The following is a 16,406-nucleotide window of genomic DNA, read 5'->3' on the forward strand; positions in this document are numbered from 1 at the left end:
TATCGATGGACTTGCGCCACTGCCAATCCCTTGGGGATATTCACGATCGGTATGCCGGGCTTCGGTCCCGGTGATTGGGTGGCGGTTGACCGATCAGGGCGATTTTCGGCCGGTGTGGCGCCATGTTGGGGTGTGCTTCGGTGTTCCGACTGACATCTTCGGTGAAGTATCCCGGGTCGTGGTAGCCGATTCGGGCCGCGATCTCGTTGATCGGACGGTATGGGTCGGCGAGGAGTCGGCGCGCTTCGCGCAGTGGTAAGTCCTCCCCGCTCGGTTCCACAAGGAGTCGAGCCGGCTGTGCCCGTCGCTACCGGGGCGGGCGCACGCCGCCGTGCAGCCGCAGCCAGCCGCTGCGTACGGTCGGTGGGGTGCCGGGGAAACGGGCGACGCCGTCGGCCGGGGCGATGTCGAAGGTGGTGACGCCGACGCCGTCCCGTTCGGACCAGGACCAGGTGCCGTCCACCTGCGGCGGCCGGGGAAGCACGATCGCGGGCCCCGCGGCCGAGGGTTGCAGGTCGGTCAGGAGCGGGCCGAAGCGGACGGTCAGCGCCATTGCCGCCATCGCGTCGGCGACCATGCGTTGCGGCAGGGTCAGGGTCGTCACCGGCAGGATGTCGGTGACCAGGTGGACGGGCAGCCGGGGGTCCATCAGCACGATGAGGTCGGTGCGTGACGCGTCATCGAACCTGACCGCCGGGAACGAGTCCGGGCCGATCGGCCGGACGTAGTCGGTCATCAGGCCGGCCGGCCGGTAGGCCGCCTGGAAGTGCCCGCCGTCCGGGACGGAAAGGTAACCGATCAGGCCGTCGCCGCGCAGCGCCGCATCGCCGACCCGCACCCCGAAGGCATGGGCGGACACCGGCGACGGGACCGGGTCGAAGGTGTGCGGCCACTGCGGGTCGGTGCGCGGCGGCCGGGCCGACCTGCCGTGCAGCGTGGCACAGACCAGGGCGAGCGGGCGGCCGGCCAGGGCCGCCAGGTAGGTCTCGTCGCCGCCGCCGGGCGGGTCGATGGTCCACAGCGTGGCGTCGACGGTGCGCAGCAGGTCGGCGAAGGCCGCCGGGCCGGCGACGGTCAGGCCGCGCAGGAAACCGGCCAGCACCGGGAAGTTCCCGGTGAGCAGGTCGAGGGTGGGGCAGGCCGAGCCCGGGGCGGGCAGCCACGAGACCTGCGGCCCGGTCAGGCCGGCCGTCTCGGTCAGCTCGCCCAAGGTGGTGCCGTCCGGGGCGTAGCAGGCGAGGGCCTCGTCGAGCGGGCTGGGCACGATCCAGGCGCACACCACGTCGGCGGCGGCCGGGGCGTCCTCGTCCGGTCGGCTCGGTCGACCGGGTCCGCCCGGTGCGAAGCCGACGTCGAGCCGCGCCGGTTCCAGCAGCCGCGGCGGCAGCTGGATGAAGGTCGCCACCCCGGTATTGATCGGCTGCTGCGGCACCAGCCCCTGCGCGATGGTCGGGGTGAGCGCGCCGGCGAGACCAATGTCGTATACGTCGATGCTCTGCCCGAACCGGTCGACGACCCTGACCTGTGTGAAGGCGAACTGGCCGGCGCGCAGGGCCTGGAATCCGCCGGGCTCGGGCGGGCCGTAGGTCACCGGCCCGTCGACCATCGGCATCGCGACACCGCCGCCGCAGATCAGCTCGGCGATGCTCAGGCCGGTCACCGGGTCCACGTCGGCGGCGTCCGGGGTACGCAGGCTCGCCGGATCACGCAGGGCCAACTTCTCGTTGAAGCCGCTCAGGGCCTGGGACAGCAGGTCCCACGCGTCGACGGAGGCGGCGAAGGACGACAGCGCGGTCCGCGTGGGCTCCGGCAGTGTGGTCAGGTAGGTGTCCAGGCGGGCCTTGAAGGTGGCCGAGGGCTGCGGTGTCAGCAGACTTCGGCCGCTGATGCTGAACGGGTGCCCGGGAGTCTGCCCGGGTTGGGGTCCGGGGTTCGTCCAGGTGGTGCGCCAGCTCGCGTCGTACGAGGTCCCGTCGAAGGTCCACAAGGTGTCCAGCGGCAGTGGGTAGTAGGTCGTCTGCCATTCCAGGAACAGCGGTGCCCAGGGCTGCGACCAGCGCTGCGGCAGGATCGCCGGCGGTGTCCCGGTCACACCGGAGCCGGCCGCCATGAGCTGCTCGGCGGCGGTGGTCAGCTCGGCCGTCGCCCATGGCAGCCCCACCCGCTCGGCGGCGATGGCGGCGACCTCGGCGGCGTGGGCCGGGTCGAGGAGGTACGCCTCCGTCTGAAGGGCGACGAATGCCGCTGCCACCGGGACCCCGCCGTGCTGCTCGGTGAGGGGCACGATCCCCGGCACGCCTGCGACGTCGCTCGCGTTCACCGGGATCTGCACTCCGGGCGGCGGGGTCGGGCCGGGCACCGAGCCGTCCGGCAGCCGGCCGTCCGGTCCGACCAGCCCGGCCAGCGGCAGGGTCAGCACGGTGACCAACTGATCGGCGAAGCGGCACGGCAGCAGCCCGTCCGGCCCGGTGCCGAGGTTCTCGTCGAACGTGCCCGCCCGTACCCCCGCGATCACCACCACCGGGTCGGCCGCGCTGCGGAACGACGGCAGGTCGGCGCGCTTGAGCACGGTGCGCGGGGGCAGTGGGTGCCGCGCGGTGTAGGCGTCCATCGCGGCCGCCAGCTCCTGCTGCGAGGTGCCCCACGGCACGTCCGCCCGGGCCCGTTGGACCTCCCGGTGCAGCGCCGCGACGCGGCCAGCCAGGCTCTCCGGCCGGCCAGGGTCGAGCTCTGCGGCAAACTGGTCGTCGGTCAGGCCCTCGGGACGGTGATGCAGGGCGTTGTACCGGCCGCGTTTCCACCACAGCTCGTACAGCTCGCGTTGCAGCGCGGCCAGCCGGCGGGCGGCAAGATCGTAGCGGGCCTGCGCCCGGTTCAGCTCGGCGAGCCAGTCGGGGTCGGCGGTGCCCGGCTCGGCCGGTGGCCCGTCGCCGTCGGGCTGTGCCGCGACCACCTGCCACACCGATCCGCCGGGGCGCGCCGTGAACCAGGCGTCGTGGATGCGGGTGGCGAGCAGCGCCGGGCCGTCCGGATCGTCGAGGGTGTGCAGCAGGTCGTACTGGAAGGCTTCGAGCAGATCCGGGTCGAGTCCGGCGTCGGGCTGCCGGGCGGCCCGGTCGCGGATGAGGGCGGACACGGCGTCGACGGAGGTGTTGCCGACGGCCATCGCAGTCGGGGCCGGGCGCGGCGCGGCGAACGTCCGCGAGTAGGCCAGGGCGCGGATCGCGCCGTGGCAGACGGTCGTGCCGGCGACGCGCCCGGCCAGGTCCGGGCCGGCGGACCAGCCCAGCTCGGCCAGCCGGGCGGCGAGGCCGGCGGGCTGGCGTGCCGGGGCCAGTAGGTCCGACGCAGGATCGGCGTACCAGCCGACGACCACGTAGGACAGCGTGGACCCGTCCTCGACGTCGTCGGCCGGGTCGTGCAGCGAGAACACCCCGACGGCGTGCGGCTGGTAGGCGGCGAACGTGATGTTGCCGGGTGCGACCGCGGTCAGGAACGGCGTCGGACGCTCGGCCGGCTCCCGCCAACCCGCCAGGGGCAGCACCCGGCCGATCCGGGTCGGCGTCGGCGTTCCGGCCGTCGGGTCGAGGTACGGCGAGGCTCCTTCCGGACCGAGGTGGTCGCTCTCGACGACCCACCCTCGGCTGCGGACCCGGTCGCCGGGTGCCCGATCCGCTCGCGTCGCGCTGCGGACGACCAGCCAGCGGTCCGGCACCAGCGGATATGTCGTCGTGCCGCCCGCCGCGTCGTGGTGCCCGGTGCGCATCGCGGCGGGCAGAACCCACTGCAGGTGCACGCCGTCGCTGTCGGTGTCACCGGCCCAGTCCAGCCGGGGCTCGGCGAACGCGTCGGGTTCGGGCGAGTCGAAGCCGGGCAGCTGGGTGTAGTCCATCCGCCACCGCCGGAAGCCCTGGGCGCGCACACCCGGGTTGACCTGGAGGGCTTGAAGCTGGATCGGGACCAGCAGGGTGGTGTCCACCGGGCTCACGTCTCTCTCGGCACTGGGGCGGTGTGGTGGAAGGTGAGCTGATGCGCCGACGCGAGGAGTTCGGTGGCGAACAGAGCGGGACCCATCGGTACCGCGGTGCCGGGCAGCAGTTCCCCCAGCCGGGCCTGCAGGGCGTCAGCGAGGTCCCGCACCCGCAGCACCGACGGATCACCCGGGCGGGTGAAGGCGGCGTGCAGGCCGGGCTGACCGGCGGCCGGGAACCGGGCGTTGAGCTGGGTGCCGTCGGGCCGGCGCAGAACCAGCCCGCCACCGCCACCGTCGTCGTTGTCACCGCCACCGCCGAAGCCGAAGTGCAGGCCGTGCCAGGGTTCGGTCAGCGTCACCGTGTCCGGCACGCTGTCGAACAGCGCCAGCAGCACGGTGTCGGAGAGCCGGTCCAGCCGCAGCAGCGGCACCGGCCGGCCGCCGGCGCTGGCCTCGACGGCCAGGCCGGGCCAGCCGGCGACCACGGCCGAGCGCAGCAGCAGACCCGCGCGCTGCTGCGACAGGGGGACGGCGTCGGGCCCGGGGTCGGGGCGGTCCGGCCGGCCGGGAATGTCCGGCAGGCCACCGGAACCGGGCGTCCCCTGCGGGGCGGGGGGCGTGGGCGGGGTGGCCAGGCCGGCCGCCGTGGAGGCGCCGGTCCCGGCGGCCTCGGCCCCGCCGGTGGGTACCGCCAGGTCCGGCCGGTTGCGGTGGTCCGCGCGTACCGCACCCACCTTCGCCGCGACGACCTCGACCAGCGGCCGGCTCATCGCCTGGTGCAGCTCCAGGTCGCGGCTGCCTTCGACGCCGATGCTCAGCGCACCGTCGATCAGGGCCGCGATCCAGCCGCTGTCGAGGTAGAAGAACCGTATCGACTCGACCGGCAGCATGCGCTCGTCCGGGATCAGGTGCCGGAACGGGATCTGGTGCAGCAGCGCCAGTTCGGCCAGCCAGCCGGTGGCCGGGTCGGCGGCCGGGCCGCGCGCGTGGTCGGCGAGCAGGTCCTGGACGTCGGTGCGGGAGAGCAGGTATCGCAGCTGCTCGACCGGGTCGAGCCCGTCCCGGCCGGGCCAGCCGGGTCGGCCGGGGATGAAGCCGGTCGGCAGGTCCGGGTCGGACGGTCGCGGCGGGACCGGCGGCTCGGCCGCCTCGACCGGCTCGACCGGCGCGGCCGGCTCGACCGGAGACAGATATGCCGCATCGACGCCCTCGTCGGAGCCACCGCCGCCGAGGTACAGCGCCGACGGTGGTGGCAGCAGCAGGCCCGCGATGACCGCCGCGGCGGCGGTGCCCGGCGACACCGCCATCGGCGGGCTCGGCGGTGCCGGCGGGCTCGGCGGCGCGGGTGGGCTCGGCGGCGCGGGTGGGCCGGTGAACGCCGAGGTCAGCTGGTCCCCCATGCCGCCGGCCAGCAGTTCCCCGAACGCGTTGCGGGTGCGGACGGCGAGCAGGTCGGCGGCGCTCACCTGCGGACCGGGTGGCGGCGTGGGAGCAGGCGGCACCGGCAGCGCTGGCCTGAGGTTGGCGAACAGCGGCGAGCCCGCCCGGGCCTGGAGCTTGGTCACGATCTGGAACGCCGAACGGCGGGCGTTGACCATCGCCACGGCAAAGCCACGGTCGGCCAGCGCCGCGAGCCGGCCGGCCTCGAACGCGACCGCGTAGGAGACGTCGAAGACGCCGTCGGACTGCGAATAGACGGTGACCTCGGAGGCGGTCGCGTAGTGCGGGGTGCCGTCGGTCGGGCCGGGCAGCGGCTGTGCCGGGTACGGCGTGAACGGCCCCCGGTACCAGGCGAAGGTCTGCTCGCCGGTGGGTAGCCGGTAGTCCAACGCCGCGAAGCCCTGCCGGAGCCGGGTCAGCGCCGCGGACGGCGGTGCGGACGGCGGCACCGGGATCCGCGGCAGGAGCGCCTCGGGCCCGGCGGACGCGGCAGGGGCCAGACCGGCCAGCAGCCGGCCGATGTCACCGCCGCCGGCCGGGTTCGACGTGAACGACCACGACGCGAGCACCGCCAACCGCAGCCGGACGTCCCCACCGTCCGCCGGGGCGCCGCCGACACCCGGCAGGTCGACGGCGAGACCTTCGAGCGAGATCAGGCAGGCGAGGTGGGCCGAACCGGTGCCGCCGCTGCCGGGCGGCGGGGTGGGCCGGCGGTTGGCGACGACGACGGCGTGCCAGCCGTCCCGGTCCGCCTGTCCGGCCGCCCGGGACGCGGTGTCCGTGCGCCGTACGTGTGCCAGCAACCGCGCCTCACCGGCGGCCGGTGCGATGGCGGTGAACAGCCGCCGGTGCAGGCTCAGGCTGGTCATCTCCGTCGCGAGGACCTGCGCGGACAGCTTGTCGGCGGCGATGGCCGGCGGACGTTCGTGGGGGTCGGAGGCGTCCAGGAACTGCGCGACGGTCCCCGTGTGCAGCGCCGGGCCGGGCGGCAACTCGTCGGCGCGCAGCACCAGCAGCGCCAGCCAGGGCTCGGCGTTGTCGCTCGAGTCGGCGTCGAGGTGCCGTTCCCACGGCAGGGTGCGCCGGTTCAGGACGATCGAGGGCAGGGTGGCGCCGAAGTCGCCGGAGCTGTTCGCCGGTGGGTACACCTCGCCGACGTCGCCGGCGTCGAGCACGAAGCGCGGGGCATCGACGGTGAACGTCTGGGTGCGCGGCCCGAAGTACGTTCCGGTGTCCACGCCGTCGACGCTCTGCACGGCCGACAGCTCGTAGGTCCCCGCGTCCAGACCCGGGCGGTACCCGTCGTAGAACTGCACGGAGCCCGGCGGCAGCGGCTCGCTCATCGACGTTCCTCTCTCACACGGGGTCGCCGTGCCGGCCTGTTCAGGGTGCGGTCCCGGTCAGCATCGGCTCATCGGTGAACAGCGTCCCGGCGTCCGCCGCGAAGGCGTCGACCGGGCCGTCGGCCGATGGCGCGGCGCCGAGGATGCCGAGCGCGGTGAACAGCGCGGCACGCGCCGACTTCGCGGCCGGGCCGGCGATCTGCGCCGCGATCGCGCCGACCGCGCCGGAGTGCGTCGCCACCGCACCGACCGGCTCGGCGGCGGCGCTCAGCGGCAGCGCGTCGTCGGCCGTGATCCGCGCGACGCCGAGGGTGCCGGCCGCGTCGACCGGGCCGCCGGTCCACCCCGCGACCGCAGGCGGTGCGGTGAGGGTCAGGCCGGTCAGCCGATCAGGGACCAACTGCGCGCCGCCGGGGTCGAGGGTCGAACCGTCGCCGGCACCCCACAGCGCCGTGGGAACGTCCGCGGTGACGCCGGCAGCGTGCCAGCCGGTAGCGGTCAGGTCGATCTCGCCGGCCGGGCCGCCGGCCGTGCGCCGTAGCGTCACCCGCTGCCGCACCGTCAGGCCGGTGCGGCCCAGGGGCCTGACGTCCACCGGCGACCCGGACACGGCCGCGGTCTGCGTCGTGGAGCCGAGCAGCACCCGGCTGACCGGCACCGCGTTGCGCAGCGTCACGGCGAAGCCGTCGGCGCGCACCGGCCAGGGCTCCGGCTTGGCTGAGTCAGTCGAACCAGCCGAGCCGTTCGAGCCGGTCTGTGGCGCGGCCAGGCCGGCCGCCGCGGTGAAGGTGGTGCTCGCCGTGGCGGCCGGCAGCAGTTCCTGGAACCCGGCCCAGTCCAGCCGGGTCACCGCCGGATCGGCGGTGTCAGCCGTCGCGCCGAAGGCCACCGTGAAGGTGACGACCCACAGCCGGACGGTGACCGTCCCGCCGGTCGGCGGACCCCACAGCTCCAGCTCCGCGCCCGCCTCCAGGTGCAGGGTCTTCGCCGTGAACAGCAGGTTCGCCGTGTACTCGATCCCGACGCTGACCCCGATCCGGGTCCGGAACCGGAACGGCGCCCATGCGACCAGCAGATCGGCCTGGGCGGTGAACCAGGCGGTCAGGCTGCCGTCGTGATAGCGCACGTCCAGCGTCCCGCCGGCCATGATCGCCGACGGGGTCAACGCGAAGTAGGCGGTGCCGGAGATGCGTACCGCCGCGTCCAGCGACCAGGTGAAGCCGACCCGTGGTACGACCGGGTAGTGCTTCGGCGCGTCGAACGCGGGGTGGTAGCCGCCGACGGTGACCGCGAAGTCGCCGGCGTTGCGGTGCTCACCGAACCAGGCGTAGAACGCGAAGCCGCCGGTGAGTACGCAGGCCGGGTCGAGCAGGTACGAGTTGCGGGTCAGCGCCGCGGACAGGGCGAAGATCCCCTCGCCGGGCCGCAGCACGCTGCGGAGCTCGAGCTGCAGCTGCGCGTACGGGCGGGCCGCGCCGGTCGACGGGAAGCGGGCCGTGGTCACGCCGAGCAGCAGGACCGTCAGCGCGTTGCCGAACTCGACGGCCAGCAGGGCGGTCGTGTCGAACTGCCGGTACGTGTGGAAGCGCACCCCGACGGCCAGCCAGGTCTGCCCCGGCGCAGGGCTGAGCCAGGGCTGCGGCCCGCCGGTGAGGGCGGCCAGCGCCTGCGCCGGTGAGCCGTCCGCCTCCTGCGCGCCGAGCCCGGCGACCAGCGGGAAGCCGGCCACCTCGGTGACCGCGGGCAGCCGGATCGTGGAGTGGTAGCCGAAGCCCGCCGCCAGCGCGGTGACCGAGAACGCGGGCGGACCCCCGAACGTCCCGGCGGCCCGCAGGAACAGGAACATCGACGGTTCGCCGTCGACCTCGGTGTACGAGCCGTAGGCCAGCGCGCCCCAGGACGGCATCGAGACCGCGGCGCCGCCGTCGTACCGGAACGTGGCACCGTCCGTCGGCGGGACCGAGGTGAATCCGCCGAGGATCGCCAACGGCGCGTTCACATAGGACAGTGCCAGGCCGCGCACATCGAACCGCGGCACGAAGCCGGCCACCGGCACCCCGATCGAGGCGTCCTGCAGGGCCAGGGACAGGCCGTCGGCCTCCAGCGAGCCGTCCAGGACGAACCAGAGGGCCGCGTCGCGGTACCGGGCGCCGACCCGGCCGATGGTGACCGGTCCGAACGCCTTCTGCACGGTGAACCATACGGTGCCGTCCGCGTCGGTCGGCGCGGCGGCGACCACGCCACCCCGCCCGGACGATTGGCCGACGGTGGAACCGACGGGCGCGGTCGCCGGATCCGTGGGGGTGCCGGATCCGGCGGCCTGGCCGGCGCCGAGGGCGATCGGGATGCGCTGCGCCCCGAAGCGCAGCACGGCGGAGAAGGCGAGGGCCGCAGCAGTGCCCTGCTCCGGGAACCTCGGATAGCCCTCCCGGATGAGCCCGTTCGCCTCGACCGCGGTCTGCGGGAGAATCCGGGCGTCGGACACGATCACCTGGAGCTGCTCGACCGCGCAGGTTTCGGCGTCCCCGAGGGCGACGCCGATCACCGGCAGGTCGGACAGCCCGATCGGGTCCCCGACGGACACCGCGGCCAGATACCGCGTCGACCCGTCGCCATCCGGTGCGGCGGGCAACGCCACGAAGACCGCTGCGCCGTGGGCCGCCGACCGGGCTCCGATCATCAGTTGCCGGGAGGTCGGGTCGTAGGTCAGGTCCGCGGCGGTCAACGTCAGGTCGAGCCCGGGCGGAAGTTCCGGCACCGGCAGGTCGAGTCCCGCAGCCACGTCGGTGAGGGACAACGGGGGCTGCTGCGGGTCGGCCGTCCAGCGCGCGTCGATGCTCGTGCTGCTCCGGCCGTCGCGCAGGTTGAGCGTCACCGCGCAGGCCATCCGACCGATCGTCAGGGTCGCGCTGTACCGGGCGGCGAATCCCGCGGTGCCGACCGTGGTCGCCGGGTCCGGCGGTGCCGCGCCGCCCGGCTGGCCCGCCGGCACCGGGTCGAGCGCGACGTCAACGCGCAGCTGCGCCGGGGCGCCGGCCACGGTGAAGGCGCCGGTGCAGGAGAACGTGAATGCGCCGGTGCCGGTCGTCACACTCGCCGCCACCTCGACGAGGGCGAGGTGGCGCAGCACATCGGGCACCTCGGTGATGCCGAAGTCGGCGGCGAGGGAGCTGAGGAGGTCGCCGACCGGGAGGAGGTCCCCCGTGCCGGTCGACCCGGCGAACCGCCAGCCTTCGGCCGCCCCCTCGTACGCGGCCCCCAGCAGCACGTTGATCGACGGCCCGAAGCTCAGCACCGCCTCGACGTACCCGGACAGGCCCGACGACGACTGGTAGGCGACGCCGACCGAGACCCGGCGCAGCGCCACGGGGCCGATCCGCCACACGTCGCTCAGCGTGAGGTCGACCGCGTACCGCCCGGCCCGGGGCCGGGCCAGGAAGAAGGCTTCGCTGACGGTCAGCGCCCGTGGCAGGTCCGCCGAGGGCAGCCCGAGCGAGTCGAGCAGATCGGCCACCCCGACCGGCGTCTGCTCATACAGCTGCCCCGTTATCTCCAGGCCCGGCAGGCTCGCCGTGACGTCCAACCGCAGCACACCGAGGGTCAGCAGGCTGACGACCTGCACCGACGGCAGCTGCCCGGTCGCGGCGTCGAACGTCATGGTGACCTTGCGGATCGCCGCGTCCAGCCCGCCGACGCCCAGTCCCGGTCCGTCGCCGCGCAGCGAGGCCAGTTCACCGGCCGCCGCCGCGCCGCGCTGCGCACCACCGAGCCATCCGGTCAGTGCGGCCAGGCCGGGGAAGGCCGTCGTCCCGGACGGCCGTAGCGAAGCGGTCCACCGTCTGCCCGGAGCCACCCCGATGGCGACCTCGACCGGCAGGTCCCCGATCGTGACGAGGCTGCTGAGCATGATCTGGTACTGGGCCGGGCCGATGTCACCCCGAACGGTGACGTTGTCGAACGCCAGGACCGAGGGTACGACCGTCCACCGGGCGTCGGGCAGGCTTGCGGTGAACACCAGTCGCGGCCGGTGTGCCCGGCCCGGATAGAAGGTCAGGTGCAGCTGCGCGGGCTCGACCGAGGCTGTGCCGACCAACGTCTGCGGTGGGACCGGCAGGACCGCGGCCCGACCGCTTCCACCGACGCCGAGAGCCAGCAACGTGGGCAGCGGTAGCCGTGTCGTCGCGGGCACGCCGAGCCGCCAGGCCGCTACGGTGCCGGCGGCGGACTGCTCCCGGGTCGACGCCAGCGTCACCGCGACCGGCCGGTCGAGGTCCAGGACGCCGGACGCCGCGCCGCTCACCGTAAGGCCGGCAGTGCCGGTCGCGCCGGTCGCGCCGGTCAGGGTGACCGAGGCGTGGGTCAGACGCACCGGGCCGGCACCCGCCGGGCCGAGACCCTCGATCGGCCAGGACGCCGAGGTGCCGCCGGAGATGGTGAGCACCTGCCCGGACAGGCTGATCCCGTCGTCGCCCGCGCTCAGTTCCAGGACGCCGTTCGGCATCGTGCGTAGGAACTCGGCCAGCTGCACGGGCAGTGCGGAGTCGTCCGCGGCGAGGGTGACCGTGCGTCCCATCGACTCCAGGTGCCGGTACAACGCATCCAGGTCGCTCACGCCGCGCTCCTCCTCCGCGCGTCCGCGAGCCGGCGCGGCGTGCTCACCACTGGGTCGTCACCACCGTCGGGCCCGCGACGGCCATGGCCGTCGGATAGTGCTCCCAGTACGTCGTGGTGTACGTCCGGTTCCCCACCATCGCGGTGCTGCCCGCCTGGTTGATCCGCAGGACGATATTGCCCCTGTCCCGCCCGAGGGCACCGTTGTTGTCGTTGTTGTCGCCCGAGATACGTGACCAGTTGTGTGGGACGTTCTGTTCGTACGCAGGCCCGGGCACCCGGGCCGGGCCTCTGTCTGCTGCCGGCGATGCCCGGATGCCCACCCGGGGATAGCGGCAGTTCGTCAGGAAGTAGAACTCGATCGTGGCGTTGGGATCTTCCAGCCGGTCGATCATCGTCTGGAACGGGTGTCCGTACTCGCGGCCACAGGAGATGATCGCGGTCTTCGGTCCCAGGAAGTTCAGGAAGTTGTCGCTGGTGGACGTGTCCGCACCGTGGTGGCTGGCCTTGAAGGCCGTCACCCAGGGCGGTGCCGCCAGCGCCGGCAGCAGGCCGCCGGCACCGTTCGGCAGCGGCTGGCCCGCCACCATCAGCGCCATCGCCAGCTGATCCTCGCTCTCGAGGGGCAGGTCACCGGCGGTGAAGTAGCGGAAGTCGTTGAACTGCACGACCAGGCCGATGCTCATCCGGTTGTCGAGCTGCCCGGCGTGGATGATCTGCGGCGCCACACCGACCCCCTGCCACACGCTGGCGGTCGCCCCGGAGTGCGGTAGCGGGCCCGAGACCAGGACCGCGTACGGGGCGTTGGCGGGGGCCACCGGGGGTGCGACGCCGTTCCAGAACAGCTCATCGCCCAGCGTCGGAGCGAAGCCGGTCCGCTGCCGGTTCACGCCGGGTATCTGCAGGTGCACCGACGTGCTGCTCACCAGCTCACCCGCGACCGCTTTCGCATACGGGGCGGGCGCGGTGCGCGCATCGCCGATGTCGACAACCCGCGTGTTGCGGTAGATTCCGCCCGTGTCGAACCGTCCATCGTTCGGGACCGTCCGTGCCAGTGCCGGGAACACGGCGGCCGCGACCGCTGCACGCACCTGGGCGACGGTCGGTGGATTCGCCATGGCGAGCAGGGCTGCCACGGCCGCGCCGGCCGCCAGGCCGGCGTCCTTGCGCCAAGCTTTGCTGGTAATCAACGTGACGTGGCCGCCCCAGCCGGCCCCAACCGCCTCCGCCCTGGCCACTCCCCGCTCGGCGGCCTGAACCGGGTTCAACAGGCTGACGTTCGCCGCGGTGAGGGCGTTCACCGTCGCGTCGATGGAGTTGACGTTCGCCCCCCACGACCCGTACAGGATGCCGACCGTCGCGCAGGCCGCCTTGGCCGCGGCCTCCTGCTGCGTGAGCGCCGCACCACCGCCGACCAGTGCCCCGACCGTCGCCCCTACAACGACGTCACACAGGACGGAAAGGTTGTCGGCGAACAGGAGGCTGGAGATCCCGTGCGAATGGTCCTTGTCGTAGTGGGTGACCAGCAGGACATCCGGACCGGCCCCGGGCGGCAGGGTGGCCACGACATACTGGTGCGTCAGAGCCGCCGCCGCCGACAGCCCGCCGTCGATCAGGATCGACCTACGCGAGCCGGGTACCGCCGGATCCTCGGCGATGATCAGGCTGGCCTCACCCACACCGATGTCGATCGTGTGGATCTCCAACTCCCACGGCACGCGGCGTCCCCTTCGGATAGTCGCCCACATCGGACGGTGCACGCCGTCGCGGTCTCACTCGGGGCGCCGTAGTGTATCGGCAACCACACCGGTTGCCCCGCCTTTCGCGTGAAGAGATTCCTGCCGTTGGCGGGTCGCGGACATCACGCAGGCCGGTCACCGTGGTGGTGGCCGGCCCCACGCCAGGGTGTTGTGGGAGGTGTTACGCCGAGACGGCGCTACCCCGGGTCGCCGACGAGTGCAGTCGATCGATGGTCAAGAACAGCCTTGCCATGCTGGCCCGGGTGATGCAGCAGGCCGTACCCAGCTGGGTACACGAACACCCGGAACGTAGGGTGCTCTTCCCGAACGACCATCTGCAACGCATGCGTCGGTACCGCGACGACGGACCGACGTACCCCGTACACGTCGTCGCCGAGTTCACCGACATCACCTTCATCGAATCCTGCGGCACCGACGACGACACCGTCATCGACCGGCCTGCCCACCAGCTTCCCGCCGTGCCTCGGTGCCGGTTTCGGGACGCCACGGTGACGACGACCTGCGAAAGAACGCCTGGCAGTCAGCTACCGGCGTGGGCCGGTCGAATGACGGTGAAGACGGCTCCCGCCGGGTCGGCGAGCGCGCAGACCCGACCGGTCACCACGTCGCGCGGCGGCACCAGCAGTCGGCCACCGCCCCGCTGGGCCCGCTCGGCGACGTCGTCCGGGTCCGCCACGGCCAGATAGACCATCCAGCCGGCGGGTAGCAGGGTGTCCAGCGGCGCAGGCGTGGCGAGCCGGCCGGCGACCGGCGCGACGTCGCTGACGAGCAGGGCGTACGAGTCGTCGGGGGCGCCGGGTGGCACGCTGGACCGCAGGCCCAGGGCGGCGGTGTGGAACCGGTCCGCTCCAGCCGGGTCGGTCGTCATGTACTCGTACCAGCAGGGCCGACCGAGGCCCGGGGCCACCGGGGCCGGTGCGGTGCGTAGCCGGAAGCTCCCGCCCAGCGGGTCGTGCACCTCGTCGCCGGTCAGCCGGGCACCGGCTGCGCCGGCGGCGGCCCGGACGGTGGCCTCGTCGGCGGCGCCGAAGACAGTCCACCAGCGGGCCGGGGCAGGACCGAACCTCAGATCGGCGGCGGGAGCCCCGTCGGCGAGCGCGGTGCAGCCGTCGGCGGTGGCCTGGTACGTCCAGCCCAACAGGTCCTGGTAGAAGCTACGGGCAGCGTCGAGGTCGCTCGTGACGAGTTCGGCGCCGGTGGGGAACGGCCTTGTCCGGGGTGCGTTCACCTGAGTCTCCAAAGCGGGGCGGTTGATCAGGGTTCAGGATGCCCCACAACTGTCCCGGCCGCCCCGCCGCCCTGCCGCGAGTCGAACGTTCGACCGAGTAGTTCGTCCAATGGGGCCGGTCGGCCCAGGTGGTAGCCCTGGCCGGCGTCCACACCCAGCATCCGCAGCGCCGGCACCAGCGCGGCGCGCTCCACCGACTCGGCGACGGTTCGCATGCCCAGGCCGTGCGCGGCGCGGACGACCGCATCGATGAGCACAGGATCGGCGCCGCCGTGATCCGCCTGGCGGACGAAGTCGCCCGCGATCTTGACCGTGCTGAAGGGCAGGTGCTTGAGGTAGGCGAACGAGCCGAACCCGGCGCCGAAGTCGTCCAGGCTCAGCCGGCAACCGGCGTCGCGCAAGGTGCTGGCGAGGTGCCGCACCGCGGCGACATTGGTGATCGCCGCGGTCTCGGTGATCTCCAGGCCGAGCCGGCTCGCGTCGATGCCGGCAGCGCGCAGGGTGCGCACCACCCAGTCACCGAAGCCCGGCGATTCCAGGGATCGAGCCGAGATGTTGATGTCGAAGCACATTCCCGCCGTCATGGCCTTGGGGTGGGCCAGCGCCTGCGTGGCGGTGGACACCACCCACCGGTCGAGCTCACCGATGAGGTCGTCCCGTTCCACCGTCGGCAGGAACTCGGCCGGTGACAGGCTGGGCTCGCCGCCGTCGCGCAGCCGGATGAGCAGCTCGCGGCTGACCACTTGCCCGGTCGACAGGTCGATGATCGGCTGGGCGTACAACCGCATCCGGTTCTCGTCGAGGGCCTTGCGGACCCGGGTCACCACGTTGACGCGCTGCACGGCGTGCCGGTACTGCTCCGGCAGGTAGAGCCTGGCCCGGTTGCGGCCGGCGTTCTTCGCCTCGTACAGGGCGAGGTCGGCGTGGGCGAGCACGGTGTCGCGGGTGTCGCCCGGTTCCAGCGAGGCGGCACCGATGCTCAGGGTCACCCGCAGCCCGGTGCCGGCCAACGGCACGGGCGTGCGGACACTGGCGTCGCAGAGCCGCTCGGCGACGGCGAGGGCGTCCTCGGCGTACGCCCCCGGCAGGACGACCGCGAACTCGTCGCCGCCGAGGCGGCCCAGCACCGTGCCGTCGGGCAGCTCGTGCAGCAGCCGCCGGGCCAGGACGCGCAGCACGTCGTCGCCGACCGCGTGCCCGTGCACGTCGTTGATGTCCTTGAAGTTGTCGATGTCGATCAGCAGCAACGCCGCGGACCGTTCCCGCAGCTCGGCGATCAGGTCGTCGAGGCGGGCCAGCAGGGCACGGCGGTTCGGCAGATCGGTCAGCGGGTCGCGTTCGGCCAGCTTGGTCAGCTCGTCCTGCACCCGCCGCATCGCGGTGATGTCGTGGGCGGTGCCCAGGACGCGCGCCGGCGCCCCAGCGGCATCGGGGAAGACCTCGCCGTAGCACTCGAAGACGCGCAGTGTCGCGCCGTCGGCGAGGTACATCCGGTGCGTGTAGGAGAACGAGCCGCCGTCACGCAGGGCCTTCTCCAACGTCCGTTCGATCATCGCGACGTCGTCCGGGTACAACATCTGCCGGTAGGAGTCGTAGTCGAGGTGCGCGTCAGCAGGCAGACCGAACATCTGCAGCAGCACGTCGCTCCAGACGACCTCACCGGTCAGTACGTTCCACTCCCAGGTGCCCACCTTGGCGAGTTGCTCAAGGTGGGCCAGCCGCCACCGGTAGTTGCGCCCACGGTCGCGTTCCTGCCGCTCGGCGCTGACGTCACGCAGCTCGTACAGGCGCAGCGGTTGCCCCTCGTGTTCCATGCCGTGACATCGCACCCGTAACCACCTGGTGGCCCCGTCGGCACCTCGCACCGGGTGGTCCACCGCGGGCCCGTCGGGCCCGATCTGCCCCAGCGGCAACTCTGCCAGCCCGACACCCAACCGGTGACCGGCCGGGTTGCACCAGAGAAAGCGGCCGTCCGGGGCCATTATCGCCAAGGCGGTGGAGGCGGTGTCCGCCGCGAGTCCCGGCAGCGTGCTCACCTGGGGCCACCACTT

Annotated in this window: 6 protein-coding genes and 1 pseudogene; 1 reads left to right on the plus strand and 6 read right to left on the minus strand. The window is 73.3% G+C overall.

The window, feature by feature from the left end; genetic code table 11:
* Positions 1-307: 307 nt before the first annotated feature.
* The 4 genes from ACN267_RS12675 to ACN267_RS12690 are packed head-to-tail and all read right to left on the minus strand — an operon-like array spanning position 308 to position 13,085.
* Positions 308-3,979 (minus strand): hypothetical protein, encoded by a 3,672-nt coding sequence (locus ACN267_RS12675; RefSeq protein ID WP_421488733.1) that lies wholly within the window; start codon positions 3,977-3,979, stop codon positions 308-310.
* 5 nt (positions 3,980-3,984) lie between these two features.
* The gene (locus ACN267_RS12680) at positions 3,985-6,756 is read right to left on the minus strand and encodes a hypothetical protein (RefSeq protein ID WP_421488734.1); all 2,772 of its coding nucleotides are present in this window, start codon (positions 6,754-6,756) and stop codon (positions 3,985-3,987) included.
* A gap of 40 nt (positions 6,757-6,796) precedes the next feature.
* Positions 6,797-11,368, minus strand: coding sequence for a DUF6603 domain-containing protein (locus ACN267_RS12685; protein ID WP_421488735.1), 4,572 nt, complete (start codon positions 11,366-11,368; stop codon positions 6,797-6,799).
* A 43-nt stretch (positions 11,369-11,411) separates the two neighbouring features.
* On the minus strand, positions 11,412-13,085 hold the full coding sequence (locus tag ACN267_RS12690; RefSeq protein ID WP_421488736.1) for a hypothetical protein: 1,674 nt from the start codon (positions 13,083-13,085) through the stop codon (positions 11,412-11,414).
* Positions 13,086-13,372: 287 nt separating this feature from the next.
* Between ACN267_RS12690 and ACN267_RS12695 the strand changes: the two are divergent.
* Positions 13,373-13,573, plus strand: a pseudogene (locus ACN267_RS12695) (phenolic acid decarboxylase); the annotation flags it as partial.
* A gap of 74 nt (positions 13,574-13,647) precedes the next feature.
* On the opposite strand, the gene ACN267_RS12700 reads toward ACN267_RS12695, so the two are convergent.
* Positions 13,648-14,355 carry a VOC family protein gene (locus ACN267_RS12700; protein ID WP_421488737.1) on the minus strand — a complete coding sequence of 236 codons (708 nt, stop codon included), beginning with the start codon at positions 14,353-14,355 and terminating at the stop codon, positions 13,648-13,650.
* A 26-nt stretch (positions 14,356-14,381) separates the two neighbouring features.
* On the minus strand, positions 14,382-16,391 hold the full coding sequence (locus ACN267_RS12705; RefSeq protein ID WP_421488738.1) for a putative bifunctional diguanylate cyclase/phosphodiesterase: 2,010 nt from the start codon (positions 16,389-16,391) through the stop codon (positions 14,382-14,384).
* Positions 16,392-16,406: the final 15 nt, after the last annotated feature.

Source organism: Micromonospora sp. WMMD734 (assembly GCF_049178975.1).
Taxonomy (GTDB): Bacteria; Actinomycetota; Actinomycetes; order Mycobacteriales; family Micromonosporaceae; genus Micromonospora; species Micromonospora wenchangensis.

What these genes read in the sequence shown, in the direction of transcription:
- ACN267_RS12680 (WP_421488734.1), bottom strand. Translation starts at nt 6,756, where the DNA reads ATGAGCGAGCCGCTGCCGCCGGGCTCCGTGCAGTTCTACGACGGGTAC.